Origin of the sequence: Cupriavidus basilensis (genome assembly GCF_000832305.1) — a bacterium.
Lineage (GTDB): Bacteria > Pseudomonadota > Gammaproteobacteria > Burkholderiales > Burkholderiaceae > Cupriavidus > Cupriavidus basilensis_F.
In genome coordinates this window covers 2,866,475-2,881,163 of record NZ_CP010537.1, presented here as the reverse complement: position 1 = coordinate 2,881,163, position 14,689 = coordinate 2,866,475, and the positions used below count along the sequence as shown (strand labels likewise).

Here is a 14,689-nt window from a genome sequence, read left to right as displayed (position 1 = left end):
GGCGCCGGCGCGCACCACCCGGCTGGTCACCACCGCCATGGTCCGCACGCTATTGCGGCGCTTCAGGAGGAACATATGGAGGTATACTCTGCCGGTCGCTGCAAAACAGCGACCGGGAATAGCAGCCCGAAAACGTAGGCGACGGCCGCCGCAAGGCGGGATCTTCGATTCGCTAACGTAGGAGGCACTCTCATGCCCCTGTCTTCGCTCGCCCATTCCGGGCAACGCCTGACCCGCCTTAATCCACTCGCCCACGCATACTGGAACGCCACCGCAACGGAGGCTGCCCATGTTTAGGCACAGCCGCTACGGCGTCACTGCCGAACATGCCGGCGCGGACATGTTCGTGACCGCCCATACCCCATGCGAAAGCCCGCTGAGCCTCGCTGGCGAAAAAGCGGCACAACTCTACGCGCTACTCTTCATGACCCGCGACAGCGCCGCCGCCGGAACATTCGGAGATCTGGTCGCAGACATCCAGGGCCCTCTGCTCTCACTGGCGACCGGACTGGCGCAAGAAATACTGGTGCTGAGCGAACTCGCGGCGGAGCATGGGGAGGACGGGCGCGGCGACGCATAGCGGTCGGTCGGTCGTCACCCGCTTCCATTGATAAGGGGCGGCCCGGCCGCCCCGTCTGTGCGTGCTGTAACTCAGCCCGCCTGCGATTCCTTGGTCGGCCGGCGAGCATCCCGGCGCTTAAGCGTATCGCTGGCCACGGATTCCGACAGGAACTGCCACAAGGTGCGAACCCGGATCACCCCATCCCCCGGGCCATCATGGGTCAGGCGGCTCGCCACCTCCTCCAGCTTGCCAAACATCTCCTGGCGAAGTTGCCCGCGCAGCACCGCAAGCAGCTCAGCCGGCACCACCACCTCGTCGCGGTTACCGAACCAGCGGCGCTCGCCAAGCAGCAGCAGCGCGGCCACCACCGCCGCGCCAATCCCCACGTTCTCGAAGCCGTCGAGATGGAAGCTACTCGCTGCGAAGCACAGCACGGCCACCGCGGCCATCGCGATAAAGGCAGTGCGAAGCAGAACAAAGGCGCGAGGATGCGAGATGTAGCGCGCAAGATCCCGGACAGCAGTGATTTCGCCCTGCTCCAGGACGTTGAGAACGTTGGTGGTCGAAACTTTCATCGTCTTACTGCCTTGTCTCGTTGTTATGGCCGCGCAGGCTAAGCCACGCCGCAAAATCGCACCCCTGGCCCGGCGCTCACGGGACCCTGTCACCCGAGGAGAACCGGCAGTGTATACCGTATGCAGCCAGAGGCGCTTCGCGCGCCGCGTCCGGCGCAAGAGGCCATAACCAAGGAGATCGCGCCAGATTAACCCGATGGTAGCCCCCAGGCACAGCCCGTCAATGCCCCGTTTGCCCTAGCCCGTCATCCTTTCGGGCTAGGTTCTGGCGCTTAAGGTCAGGCTCGAGAGCGGGGTGGGGCTCCAGGTCGGCAATGACCCGCGCCGGCAGGCGCCGTGATCACGCGGGGAGGCAAGGCAACAAAGCAACAAAGCAACAAGGCAGCGCCAGTCAGAACGTTACGCCGGGGACTCTCGGCACCTGGCGCGTCCTGATATTGAAATGCGGCTCGCCGTAGGCCTCCAGCAAGCGAATGATCTCTCGGGCGGAATCCGCGCGCGTCGTCCGGATCTCGCTAAGCCGCCGGGGCGTCGCCGCGCCGCTCACTATATAGTGCCGCCGCACCGTCAGCACAGACTCGCCGGGCGGCGGAATCAACACCGGGTGCGCATTCTCCTCCTTGTAGCTGCCATACACCCAGCCCGACGGCGTCAGATGCGCCTCGATCCACGCCTCGCCCGACGCAAATGCCGCCGCATCGGCCTCCAGCTTTCCATCGATTGAATCCAGCATCTGCTTCAGCCCTTCAAGGTAACAACCAGCGCAACAGCGCATCATTCTCATCAGGCAAACGCAGTGTCGGTACCCTGCCTTGGTAGGACCCACCCAGGCGCAGGGTAAGAATGTCGGGGCTGACCACCACGGGCAACGGCTTATCGATGGCGACAGCACATTCTTATCCCCACCTAAGCGTGGCACCTACCTTAGCGGGGTAACCGCAATAGCCGTGTGCACCAATAATCAGCATCAGCAAGCGTGACCCCTTGCTAATTCCCGATAGGGTGTAGGCACTCCCCGCGCCTACACCCTTTTTTTTAGGTTCATCTGATTTCCAGGTTCATCTGATTTTTGTGTGGGTTGATGCATCGCTGGGCGAACCCCAGCGCTGCCGTAGCTCCCCTCTCCCACGCGGTGGGGGAGGAGAGAAAACCAGTGCTTTGCCTCCGGCAACGCGCAGCGGCATGCAATACCCACACAAAAGTCCGAGGCATCTTTTCACCGCCATGGCAATCGGCAATGCGCAAAAGAGCGCAGCAATAATGCATCACAACATGATGTTTTAGATCTGGCTGAAAAGCCTTCTATCCATCTCCGCGCAAGCACGAATCCGCATTGTTGTGGAAGTCCCTCCGCAGTTTTCCGATCCCCACCTTGGTGGGGAAATGAAAGCCCGGCAAGGTCACCAGCGGCTGTTGCGCGACCGCTGCAATCCAACGACAAAATGCGCACGCCGCGGCCCACGCCACCCCGACACTCAAAATCGGAAAACCGCAAAAAACCCCGAGAAAACCGCAAAAAACGCATAGCCAAATCGGGTGACAACGCGCCAGCAAACGCAAGGATCTCCATCATGAACACAAACCAAATTCTTCTGCATTACCCCTTTTAGGGGCATCCCTCCCTTTGTCGGGTCCACTCTTCAGTAGGGATAGAAAACACGGCAAAAACGGCCGCATTGCCTTGAAGATCTACCCCCAAGAGCCATACACTTCGCCGGTCTTCGCGCAGTGATGCACTGCAAGAGCAAAGCGTGCAGGCACCAAGAAGCCACCGCCGCAACGTTCATCTCCGCCCGCAGGTCATCGCAGCGGAAAGGCACCGCCCGCGTGCCATGTTGGACAAGCGGATTTGTCGCAGCAATCCCAAGCCAGGAGACGGCCAGGAGTGCGGACCTTTCGGGTATCAAGGGAATTATTCAGACGTGTTCAAGCTTTCAAGCCTTCTGTCTTTCCGTAGAGCGTTGCTGTTGCTGGGGACGGTTCCACTTCTCGCATCCTGCGCACTTGCGCCGGGGATGCGGTTCGACCCGCAGCGCCCGCTCGATCCGGAAGATCCCGAGTCTGTGCCAAAGGTCACGCAGATTACGCCGGCGTTGGTGCGGGCTATGAAGGCTAGCAGCAAACCGGCGAACGACGGTGTCCAAGACCTGTTTGGCACGGCGCAAGCCTATACAGTTGGCGTAGGCGATATTCTCTCTATCGTCGTATGGGACCACCCCGAGTTGGTGTTCCCCACGCAGACCTACACCATTGGCACGGCCTACGATATCCCAGCACTTGGCGGTGCTGCGAACGTGCCCGGCTATGTGGTAAGCCCAGCTGGCACCATCCAGTTTCCTTACGCAGGCGTTGTCACCGTACTTGGCAAGACGCCCGACGAGATTCGCGGGGACTTGAGCAAGCAGCTCAAGAGCGTGGTCAACATGCCGCAGATCACCGTGCGCGTGCTCGCGTTTCGCAGCAGACGCGTCTACCTGGACGGCGAAGTGAAGGTGCCTGGTCCGCAGAATATCGACGACGTGCCAATGACGCTCGTCGAAGCGCTGAATCGCGCTGGCGGGATCAACGTACTGACGGGCGACAACAGCCGCATTCGCGTCGCGCGCGATGGTAAGAACTACGTAGTAGATCTACCCGCCCTCTTGCGCAAGGGCATCGACCCCGCACGCGTCATGCTGCGAAATGGCGACATCGTGCGAGTTGAGCAGCGTGAAGACAGCAAGGTGTTCGTGACGGGTGAGGTCGTGCGTCCCTCGGTTGTACTCCCGCGCAACGGTCGCCTGACGTTGAATGAAGCAATTGGCGAAGCGGGCGGCGTGAATCCTGTCTCAGCAGACGCAAAAGAGCTCTATGTGATTCGCAAGAGCGAGGACGGCGAAGCAGAAATCTTCCACCTCGATGGCAAGTCTCCGGTTTCACTCGCGCTTGCGGAGTCTTTCGAGCTGAAGCCGAAAGACGTTGTGTACGTGGACGCGGCCGGTGTCGTCCGCTGGAGCCGCGTCATTAACCAGTTGCTCCCGAGCGGGAATTTCTTCACCTCTACCGCGAATACGCTGAAATGATCAAGACCGTACTCGTGGTGTGCATCGGCAATATTTGCAGGAGCCCGATGGCGGAGGGTCTGCTTGGACATGTGCTGCCGGAGATGAAGATTGTGTCCGCCGGCCTAGGTGCCCTGGTGGGCCAACCGGCCGACCCGCATGCAGTCGCTGTGATGAAGAATCTCGGCCTGGATATCTCTGGTCATCGAGCCAAGCAGTTGAGCGGCGGGCTGGCAAAGCAGGCAGATCTGATTCTGGTGATGGATAACGCACAGCGGCAGGAGATACAGCATTTGCATCCCGCAACGACAGGTCGCGTGTTCCGATTAGGCGAACTCGATAAATTTGATGTTCCGGACCCCTATCGTGAAGCTCGCCCCGCCTTTGAGAACGCGCTTGAGTTGATCCAGCGCGGCGTGGAAGTCTGGGTCCCCCGCATCCGCGCCCTCAGCTAACAGAATCTGCAGTAGAGCCAATGAACCAGAATCCTCCCACTGTTCCTGTTGCCGGCCCGCCGGAAGACGAGATTGATCTCGTTCACTACCTTGATGTGCTATTGGCCAATCGCTGGCTGATCGCGCTTATCGCCGCCGTAGTGCTTACACTTGGCCTTGCCTACTCTTTCCTGGCCAGTCCCGTGTACCAGGCGGATATCCTCGTTCAAGTGGAAGACAGTCCTAACAGCGCGAAAAGTCTGTTAGGCGATGTCTCCAGTATTTTTGACGTCAAGGCGGAGGCAACAGCGGAGATCGAAATCCTTCGCTCGCGCATGGTGGTGGGTAAGGCGGTAGACAACCTACACCTATATATCTCAGCGGCACCCAAGTACTTTCCATTCGTAGGCAGTTGGATTGCGAGACGCTCCAAAGGACTCTCCGAACCGGGGCTATTCGGATTCGGTGGCTATGTGTGGGCAGGAGAGGCAATCAAGGTGGAACTGTTCGACGTGCCAGAGGTGTTGGAGGGCGCGCCGTTCAAGCTCGTGGCGTTGGGCGCTGGCAGATTCCGGTTGGAACAGGAGAGCCTAGACCGTTCGCTGGAGGGGCGCGTGGGTGAAGTACTGCAGGCCACTCAAGAGGTGGGTACCCTCAACATATTGGTGAGCGATCTGAAGGCAAAGCCGGGTGCGGTCTTTAACGTGGTGCGTGCCTCCCGGCTTCAGACGCTCACGCGCCTGCAGGCACAACTCAACATTGCGGAGAAGGGAAAACAAAGCGGCATTATTGGCGCCTCGTTAGATGGGACCAACCCGGCGCTGACTGCGAGCATACTGAACAACCTCGGCGAGGAGTATGTTGCTCAAAATATCAAACGTAAAGCGGCGGAAGCGGAGAAGTCTCTGGTCTTCCTGGGCGATTTGCTGCCGCAGTTAAAAACGGAACTCGAGCGGGCAGAGGTCAAGTACAACGAAATGCGCAACAAGCGTGGCACATTCAATCTGAGTGCCGAGGGCAGCGCGCTTCTGCAAGAAAGCGTGACAGCAGAAACCGCGTTGCTCGAGTTGAAGCAGAAGCGTCTCGAACTGCTTACGCGCTTCACCGCCAATCATCCCGGCGTACAGGCTCTCGATCAGCAGATCGCCACGCTTACTGCCAAGACGGGGGGCTTGACGGCGCGCATGGGCACCCTGCCCAACGTGGAACAGGACACATTGCGCCTGATGCGTGATGTGCAGGTCAACAATGATCTCTATGTTGGTTTGTTGAACAACATGCAGCAGCTGAAACTGGTGAAAGCGGGAAAAGTAGGTAACGTTCGCCTGTTGGATAATGCTCCAATTCCAGAGGCCCCAATTAAGCCAAAGAAGGCCTTTGTCATCGGGATTTCTGGCATAGCTGGGATCCTTCTTGGGATAATCGCAGCCTTTGTAAGGAACGCTCTCTATGGTGGCATTACGGACCCACAGGACATCGAGCAGCACACTGGCCTGAATGTGTACGCCACAGTACCACTTTCGGCTACGCAGGCAATTCTCACAGAGGAAATCCGACAACGTAAGCCTGGAAAGTTCTTGCTGGCAGATCGCAATCCCAACGAACCATCAATTGAAAGCCTGCGTAGTCTGCGAACTGCTTTGCAATTTGCGATGTTGGATGCGGACAATAATAGGGTGCTCTTGACCGGGCCGACTCCTGGAGTTGGAAAATCCTTCGTGTCCGCCAACCTGGCACTGGTGATGGCAACGGGTGGAAAGCGCGTGCTGCTGGTAGATGCAGATATGCGCAAGGGTTATCTGAACCAATATTTCGGCAAGGATCGCCAGCGCGGACTCTCAGACGTACTGGTGGGAAAGATCGGATTCGAAGAGGCTGTCCATAAGCAAGTATTCGAGAACCTGGACTTTCTTAGTACTGGGGTGTTGCCACCCAATCCGGCGGAACTCTTGCTAAACGAACGCATGGTAAAGCTGCTGCAAGAGCTTGGTGAGCACTATGACTTAGTGCTGATCGACACACCCCCAGTACTTGCGGTTTCAGATACGGCAATCCTGGCTGCGCGCTGTGGCACGGTCTTTCTCGTTACTAGATTCGAGAAGACGACAATCGGTGAGATTTCAGAATCTGCCAAGCAGTTGCGTCAAGCTAATGCTGACGTCAATGGCGTTGTCTTTAACGGTCTCGATGCAAACGCGTATCGATATGGATACGGATCGAAGTATGGGCGATATCGATACGCGTACTATGGGTATGCCTCCGAAGAAGCCGTGCAGAGACCGCCTCGAAGCGTCTAGGCAGTGCAGCCGTTGTCGCCGAATCTTCGCTTAAAATAAATTAATATAGCAGCCTATAAAAATTAATCTAATTATTCAGTTATTGGTTACGAAAAGCTGATCGACTGGAAAATAATAGATCGGGTGGAAAGGCTGGAAGAAAAATGGGGGGCAGAAATTATAATCTGCTGTATAAACATCCCAAACTTGGTATTTTATTCATAGCGGGGACGTCTCGCCCCGACTTCAGGGCGCGAGTAATTTTTGCCGCCTGATATTTGCTATGCAGGTGAGATCGACGTCGATTTTGCAGAAGGAGCAAACGGATGGAAACACCAGCCGCCATTATCCCGGTTGTACTTTGTGGAGGTTCTGGTACTCGCCTCTGGCCGCTTTCCCGCGAGGGCTATCCCAAGCAGTTCCTTCGGCTGCTGAGTAATCGGTCATTGCTTCAGGATACTCTGCTACGAGTGCAGGCAATCCCTGGCATTAGCGCGCCGATGTTGGTATCCAATCACGCACACCGATTCATGGTGGCCGAGCAAGTGCGCGAAATGGGGGTCGAGAACGGATCCCTGATTCTCGAGTCGCATGGGCGGAATACCGCGCCTGCGGCAGCCGTTGCAGCATTGCGAGCCACGGCAAACGGGCAAGATCCCATACTCTTGCTATTGCCCTCCGATCAGCTAATTCGCGATACAGATGCATTCGTGCTCGCAGTCGGCAATGGGGTACCTGCGGCGCAGGCGGGTGCAATTGTCACATTTGGCGTCATTCCCACCGAACCTGCCACCGGTTACGGCTACATCAAGTCTGGCTTGCCAAATGGGGCGTCCGTGTTTGACGTGGACCGGTTCGTTGAGAAGCCCTCGCATGAGCTAGCCAGCCAGTACCTGGCAGAGGGGGACTATTTCTGGAACAGCGGGATGTTCCTGTTTCGGGCATCTGCTTACTTAGCAGAACTGGAGAAATTCGCACCTGAGATACTCACGCTCGCAAAGGAGGCAGTCGACCAGGGCCATCAAGACCAGGACTTCTTCCGTCTGCACTCTGAATCCCTCGCACGTTGTCCGAGCAATTCGATTGACTACGCAGTTATGGAACATACCCGCCTCGCTCGCATGGTGCCAATGTCCGCCGAGTGGAGCGACGTCGGCTCATGGGATGCAGTTTGGAAAGTGGGAGAGAAGACTGAAGAGGGCAATGTGGCCGTCGGTGACGTGCTTTTGCACGACGCAAAGAATTGCCTGATTCACTCATCGCATCGGTTGGTCGCGGTTGCTGGTCTCGACAATGTAATGGTTGTGGAAACACCTGACGCCGTTCTGGTGGTACATCGGGAAAAGACGCAGGACGTGAAGGTGCTGGTGGATCTTGTTCGCAAGACTGGCCGAAGCGAGGCCACAGAGCACCGCAAAGTCTATCGCCCATGGGGCGCGTACGATTCGGTGGACGATGGCGAGCGGTATCAGGTGAAGCGCATCACTGTAAAGCCCGGCGCCAAACTTTCGCAGCAGATGCACCACCATCGTGCTGAGCACTGGATCGTGGTTAAAGGCACGGCGCGAGTAACTTGTGGACATGAGACCTTTTTACTATCCGAGAACCAATCGAGTTATATCCCTTTAGGCACAGTCCACAGGTTGGAGAATCCAGGAAAACTACCGCTTGAACTCATCGAGGTGCAGAGTGGCAGTTATCTTGGAGAAGACGACATCGTGCGCTTTGAAGACACATACGGACGCAAATGAGCGAGACGATGGATAAGACAGCAAAGATCTTTGTTACTGGCCATCGCGGGATGGTAGGCAGTGCTATTGTTCGTCGTCTGCGAGAAGGCGGTTACACAAACGTGCTCACGCGCACGCATGCCGAACTAGATCTGCTCGATCAACGCGCAGTGCACGCATTCCTGAGTTCGGAGGGGCCGGAGTACATCTTCATTGCCGCGGCCAAGGTGGGAGGAATCCAAGCCAACAACCTATATCGCGCGGACTTTCTGTATCAAAACCTGCTGATCGAGGCAAACATCATTCACGGTGCGCATTTGGCTGGCGTGCAGCGACTCATGTTCCTGGGTTCAAGTTGTATCTACCCGCGCGACTGTCCTCAGCCAATCAAGGAAGAGTATCTGCTATCTGGCCCTCTCGAGCCCACAAACGAGCCCTACGCGATTGCCAAGATCGCGGGTATCAAGCTCTGCGAGAGCTACAACCGACAGTTCGGTCGCCAGTATGTAGGTGTGATGCCAACCAATCTCTATGGGCCCAATGACAACTACGACCTAGCCAATAGTCACGTGTTACCTGCCCTTATTCGAAAAGCCCACGAAGCCAAGCTACGGAGCGACGATGAGTACGTGGTATGGGGCACCGGCACGCCGCGCCGTGAGTTTCTATACGTAGATGACTTGGCCGATGCATGCGTACATCTTGCTGAGCAGGGATATGACGGCCCATTGGTAAATATAGGTACCGGGAAGGACTTAACGATTCGAGAGTTGGCTGAGACAGTGATGGACGTGGTTGGTTTCCGCGGCCGTATCGTATATGACGCGACCAAACCAGATGGCACTCCTAGAAAGCTGCTCGACGTAAGTCGGCTGGCATCGCTGGGCTGGCGGGCTCGTACAACGCTGGCGGATGGAGTGCGCCTCGCGTATGACGTCGCACCATTTCGGCAATGGGCCTAGTTATTGACCTCCAGGAAGATTATTTCTCTATGAAACAAGCAAAAGTTGCCCTCATCACCGGGATTACCGGGCAAGACGGTTCATATCTCGCCGAATTTTTGCTGGAAAAAGGCTATATGGTTCACGGAATCAAGCGCCGCGCTTCCAGTTTTAATACGGATAGAATCGATCATATCTACGAGGATCCCCATGTGGAGAACGCCCGATTTAATCTCCACTACGGGGATTTGAGCGACACCAGTAACCTCGTACGCATCATCCAGCAGACTCAGCCAGACGAAATCTACAATCTTGGAGCACAAAGCCATGTGGCCGTGAGCTTTGAAAGCCCAGAATATACTGCTGACGTCGACGCGATGGGAACCTTACGTATTCTGGAAGCAATCCGTATTTTGGGGTTAGAGGAAAAGACTCGCTTCTATCAGGCGTCCACGTCCGAACTGTACGGATTGGTCCAAGAGACACCGCAGAGGGAAACGACCCCCTTCTATCCGCGTAGCCCGTATGCGGTCGCTAAGATGTACGCTTACTGGATTACGGTGAACTACCGGGAGGCGTACGGCATGTACGCCTGCAACGGCATTCTATTTAATCATGAGAGCCCCCGTCGTGGCGAAACGTTCGTTACCCGAAAAATCACCAGGGGCTTGGCTAACATCCACCAAGGATTGGAGGATTGCCTTTATATGGGCAATTTGGACGCATTGCGCGACTGGGGCCATGCGAAGGACTACGTGCGTATGCAATGGCTAATGTTGCAGCAAGATCATCCGGAGGATTTCGTGATTGCTACGGGGGTGCAATACAGTGTCCGCCAGTTCATTGAGTGGACGGCGGCGGAGCTCGGGATGAAAGTGAAGTGGGAAGGTAGGGGAATCGACGAAATCGGCTACTGGGGCGATCGACCGATCGTCAAAGTCGATCCTCGCTACTTCCGCCCGGCGGAAGTTGAAACCCTACTTGGTGACCCGACTAAAGCCAGGCAAAAGCTGGGCTGGACTCCCGAAATCACGGTTCAGGAAATGTGTAAAGAAATGGTCGCACACGATTTGGCGGAGGCGCAGCGGCACGTGCTCCTCAAATCTCATGGTTACAAGATGTCTGTAAGAGTGGCATAGATTTAACGAAAAGCGCCTTGAGGTTAATCAATTATTATTTGTTGGCTATAATTTTATATTGATTAAATTTAATTAGTGACAAAATTGAAATCACAAAATAAAACTTCAAGAGGATTCACTGCGCTTAAGTGGAACGCCTTCGGGAATACCGTTCGTGCGTTGGTGCAATTTATCATCGGTATTGTCTTGGCAAGATTACTCGGCCCGGAACCTTTCGGGCTGGTGGCGATCGCCTGGATAGTTATCGGCCTTGGAAATTTGATTGCTGATTTCGGTTTGGCATCAGCATTAGTTCAGCGCCAGAATATTACACCATTGGACATCCGCTTCGCCTTTACCGTGCAAATTGTTGTTGGCTTGGTATTCAGCGTTGTTGTAGCCAGCTTGGCGCCGCTCATAGGCATATTTTTCGGCAAGCCCAATGCCGTGCAAGTAGTGCAGGCCATGGCACTACTCTTTGTCCTGCAAGCTTCTGGGCAGACCTCTGCGGCCATATTGCGCCGTCAAATGAACTTTCGCGCGATTCAACTGGCGAGTATTGGGGGCTACCTCACGGGCTATATTGCTGTCGGATTACCTATGGCTTGGGCAGGCGCTGGGGTCTGGGCGCTGGTGGTGGCCCAGTTGACGCAGGCCATAATCACTTCGGCCGCGCTTTATCTCCGAGTTCGTCACTCATTACAACCGACGCTACGCATGCCGGGTGGCGGAATGCTAGCGTTCGGATCTGGGGTACTCGCTGGGAATGTCAGCAGTTGGGGAATTAGCAATCTTGATGCCGCCATCGTTGGGAGGATTTTCGGCATCGTGGAGCTTGGACTCTACAACCGCACCATGAATCTTGTTGCGACGCCTATGAACGCCTTTGTCTCAGCTGTTCAAAGTGTGCTGTTCTCTGCCTACTCGCGCGGTCAGACTGACATCGCATCGGTGCGACGCTCCTATCTGGCTTCAGTTGGTGGAGTTGCGATGTTGCTCATACCTGCGTTCTTAACACTGGCGGCAATACCGCAGACAACCATTCTTGGTGTTTATGGTGAGGCATGGTTGCCAGCCAAGTCTTTGCTTACACCGTTGGCGTTAGCTATGCCGATCAATGTCCTACTTGCGCTCGGCGGGCCACTTCTCCTTGGCCTTGGAAAAGCGAGGAGTGAGGCCAGCATACATGCGTTTAGTCTTCTCGCGCTTGCATTCGCTTTGAGTTGGGCAGCGAATGTTTCCATTTTCGCCGTGCCGTGGGCAGTGCTTAGCGTATATATTTTGCGTTGTTTGCTGATTACGGGTCTCGCCCTCCGGATATGCGAAGCCCGTTGGGTGCAATTTGTACGGGCGATATCGGGTCCATTGATCGTCGGCTGTTTTGCAGCTGCCCTAGCGGCCAGCATGGATCATTTACTCCAAAATTGGTTACAAAACCCGGCCCTACGGTTGGCCGGCGTACTATTTGGAACGGGCCTATTTTGCGCTGTTGTTGTCCTGTTTTTCGGTCGCTGGCTGATTGGACGTGATGTTGTTGGATTATTTGCCGCTTCAGCCGGGCGTTTGCCAGAACCACTTACGTGGTGTATGCGACGTTGGGGATACTAGGAATGAGTAATATTGATCAATTGATTATTGCCACCCTCCTACCTGCGCAGGGGCGCTGCGGTGTACAAACGCACCTAAATGCTATAGCTCGGTGCGCGACTTCAGAGGGGATGTCTGTAACGATTGCCACGCCCTACGATGCTAGTCGGTGGCTACGCCGATTTGGGGGCATAATTTGTCGTGCATTCGGTGCCGTGAGTCGCGAGAGCGCGATACTTTGGAACCGCGCATTTAATGCCAAATTGCTCGCTGCGCAGTTAATTCGAGCGCTAACAAATGGAGCGGGCATATCAAAAATAGTATACGCCCAAGATCCTTTGAGCGCTCGTGTAGCACTTAAATTGCGAGAGAGGGGGTTTGTTTTTCGACTAGTTGGCGTGGTGCATTTTAACGTTTCTGAGGGATTCGAGAACGTCTTGAGTGGAAACACCCATGAAGGTGGTGCACTCTGGAACAATCTCTTAGACAATGAAAGAATTGTGCTGCCGAAACTTGATACCATTATTTTTGTTTCCGAATTCATGCGCCGCTTGGTGCTGCAGCGTCTACCAGAGCTCGCTTTCGTTGACCAACATGTCATTGCCAATTTTCCGCTGCCACCGGCTAGTGAAGATAACACAGTAATATCCATTGATCGCGATCTCCTGGCAATAGGGACTCTAGAGGCGAGAAAGAACCAATCTTATTTGTTAAACGTTCTTTTCGAGGCTAAACGTAGAGGATATCGCTACACACTAACGATAGCCGGTGACGGTCCGGATAGGACAGGTTTGGTAGCATTGGCCGAGAAACTAGAAATAACGGATCAGCTGCATTTAGTCGGATTTGTGCCAGACGCCGCACTCCTGCTTTCTAGGCATCGTGCCCTTGTTCATTCGGCAACAATCGAAAATATGCCTCTTACTCTCATCGAAGCATTGTCGTACGGAAAACCAATACTGGCTGCTGAGGTGGGAGGGATTCCGGAGATAGTTGATGACGGCGTGGAGGGGTTATTTTGGCCGCTTAACGACGCGGGCCGCGGCGCTGAGTTGTTAATTGGCCTTCTGGAAGATGCTGATATATATAGAAGAATAGCAGCCGCTACGACGAAGCGATATCAGGAGAAGTTCCGGCCCACTGTTCTTGGCCCGCTGTGGCTTGCTGGGCTGCGCGGATCTGGCCTGACGGCGATCGAAAGTGCAGAGAAGAGAAGTGCAAATTATTTTTCTGAGAACAGCAGGCGATGAGCTACACCGTTGGTATGTTGGGCCCGATCCGTTTGGCAGATTTTCGCGATCACTTGAACCCCGGGCAGTGGAGGGATGATTTGCCTATTGGCCTTGGCGGTACGCCAGTTAATCTTCTATCGGGAGAGTTGCTGCGACGAGGTGTACGATTGTTGATCATTTCATTAGATCCCGCTGTGCATAATGAAATTATTCTGGAAGGTGAGAATCTACGAATTTGCATAGGACCATTTCGTCCGCGAAGGGCAAGAGATTTTTTCTATGCTGAGTGTAAATACATAAGGGAAACCATTGCGCGTGAGGCGCCGGATGTGCTACACGCGCAGTGGACTTATGAATATGCCCTAGCGGCACAGGCTAGCGGGATTCCGCATGTCATTACAGCTCACGATGCTCCGATTACGATACTGAGGCACAATTTTATACCCTACCGGATTGCGCGTACCTTAATGGCCTACCAGGTATTACGGCGCGCCACTCGGGTTGTCTCTGTGTCCCCCTATGTTGCCAATCATATTAAGCGATTCATGTTGTATCGTGGGAAAATGGAAGTAATTCCGAATGGAATGCCGGGATATTTATTTTCAAAATCCAGAGTTGAAAGGGGCGAATCTCATGGAATACGAATCGCAACGATTCTTTCAAGCTGGAGCTTATTAAAGAATGGTGAGGCAGCAATCGAGGCTTTTTCGCTATTTAAGAATGATTTTCCGGATGCCAGGATGATTATGTTTGGTCCGGATTATGGAACGAGTGAAGCAGCGCAAAAATGGGCAAAAGATAAAGGATATGATGATGGCATTGAGTTTGCAGGACGGACTTCGCATCAGAATGTTCTAGATCGCCTCGCCATAGAGGTCGACATACTCCTGCATCCCTCACTGGAGGAAGCGCAACCAATGCCGCCTATTGAGGCGATGGCGCTTGGCATCCCAGTCATCGGGGGGCGATCCAGCGGGGGGGTGCCATGGACTCTGGATGGTGGAAACGCAGGCATCCTCTTGGATGTCTCATCGCCAAAAGCGATCTGCGCCGGGTTGTGTCAGCTCGCCCAGTCTTCTGCGGAACGTAAACGGCTCGGCATGCGAGGTAAGGCTCTTGCGCAAGAAAGGTTTCACATTAGCGCGGTGGCGGATGCGTATCAGAAGATATACGCAGAACTCGTTTTGTAAGGT

At 55.0% G+C, this 14,689-nt stretch carries 12 protein-coding genes; 10 read left to right on the top strand and 2 right to left on the bottom strand.

The window, feature by feature from the left end; all coding sequences use genetic code 11:
- Positions 1 to 289: 289 nt before the first annotated feature.
- Positions 290 to 580, top strand: a complete 291-nt coding sequence (locus RR42_RS33275; RefSeq protein WP_043356238.1) for a hypothetical protein — start codon at positions 290 to 292, stop codon at positions 578 to 580.
- 71 nt (positions 581 to 651) lie between these two features.
- On the opposite strand, the gene RR42_RS33270 is transcribed toward RR42_RS33275, so the two are convergent.
- Positions 652 to 1,137 (bottom strand): hypothetical protein, encoded by a 486-nt coding sequence (locus tag RR42_RS33270; RefSeq protein WP_043356235.1) that lies wholly within the window; start codon positions 1,135 to 1,137, stop codon positions 652 to 654.
- 391 nt (positions 1,138 to 1,528) lie between these two features.
- Positions 1,529 to 1,870, bottom strand: coding sequence for a hypothetical protein (locus RR42_RS33265; protein WP_043356234.1), 342 nt, complete (start codon positions 1,868 to 1,870; stop codon positions 1,529 to 1,531).
- Between the two features lie 1,189 nt (positions 1,871 to 3,059).
- Here RR42_RS33265 and RR42_RS33260 point away from each other — a divergent pair.
- The 9 genes from RR42_RS33260 (at position 3,060) to RR42_RS39145 (ending at position 14,686) form a co-directional block, all read left to right on the top strand.
- Positions 3,060 to 4,199 carry a polysaccharide biosynthesis/export family protein gene (locus RR42_RS33260; protein ID WP_043358361.1) on the top strand — a complete coding sequence of 380 codons (1,140 nt, stop codon included), beginning with the start codon at positions 3,060 to 3,062 and terminating at the stop codon, positions 4,197 to 4,199.
- Positions 4,196 to 4,633: a low molecular weight protein-tyrosine-phosphatase gene (locus tag RR42_RS33255; RefSeq protein ID WP_043356232.1), complete on the top strand. Its 438-nt coding sequence runs from the start codon at positions 4,196 to 4,198 to the stop codon at positions 4,631 to 4,633. The genes RR42_RS33260 and RR42_RS33255 overlap by 4 nt, the downstream gene beginning before the upstream one ends.
- A gap of 20 nt (positions 4,634 to 4,653) precedes the next feature.
- On the top strand, positions 4,654 to 6,909 hold the full coding sequence (locus RR42_RS33250; protein WP_043356231.1) for a polysaccharide biosynthesis tyrosine autokinase: 2,256 nt from the start codon (positions 4,654 to 4,656) through the stop codon (positions 6,907 to 6,909).
- 305 nt (positions 6,910 to 7,214) lie between these two features.
- On the top strand, positions 7,215 to 8,639 hold the full coding sequence (locus RR42_RS33245) for a mannose-1-phosphate guanylyltransferase/mannose-6-phosphate isomerase (RefSeq protein ID WP_043356229.1): 1,425 nt from the start codon (positions 7,215 to 7,217) through the stop codon (positions 8,637 to 8,639).
- 8 nt (positions 8,640 to 8,647) lie between these two features.
- On the top strand, positions 8,648 to 9,580 hold the full coding sequence (locus RR42_RS33240; RefSeq protein WP_043358359.1) for a GDP-L-fucose synthase family protein: 933 nt from the start codon (positions 8,648 to 8,650) through the stop codon (positions 9,578 to 9,580).
- A 29-nt stretch (positions 9,581 to 9,609) separates the two neighbouring features.
- The gene (gmd, locus tag RR42_RS33235; RefSeq protein ID WP_043358357.1) at positions 9,610 to 10,698 is read left to right on the top strand and encodes a GDP-mannose 4,6-dehydratase; all 1,089 of its coding nucleotides are present in this window, start codon (positions 9,610 to 9,612) and stop codon (positions 10,696 to 10,698) included.
- A gap of 84 nt (positions 10,699 to 10,782) precedes the next feature.
- On the top strand, positions 10,783 to 12,285 hold the full coding sequence (locus RR42_RS39155) for a lipopolysaccharide biosynthesis protein (protein ID WP_158408333.1): 1,503 nt from the start codon (positions 10,783 to 10,785) through the stop codon (positions 12,283 to 12,285).
- 2 nt (positions 12,286 to 12,287) lie between these two features.
- Positions 12,288 to 13,514 (top strand): glycosyltransferase, encoded by a 1,227-nt coding sequence (locus tag RR42_RS39150; RefSeq protein WP_082055192.1) that lies wholly within the window; start codon positions 12,288 to 12,290, stop codon positions 13,512 to 13,514.
- Positions 13,511 to 14,686, top strand: coding sequence for a glycosyltransferase family 4 protein (locus RR42_RS39145; RefSeq protein ID WP_082055191.1), 1,176 nt, complete (start codon positions 13,511 to 13,513; stop codon positions 14,684 to 14,686). The genes RR42_RS39150 and RR42_RS39145 overlap by 4 nt, the downstream gene beginning before the upstream one ends.
- Positions 14,687 to 14,689 lie beyond the last annotated feature (3 nt).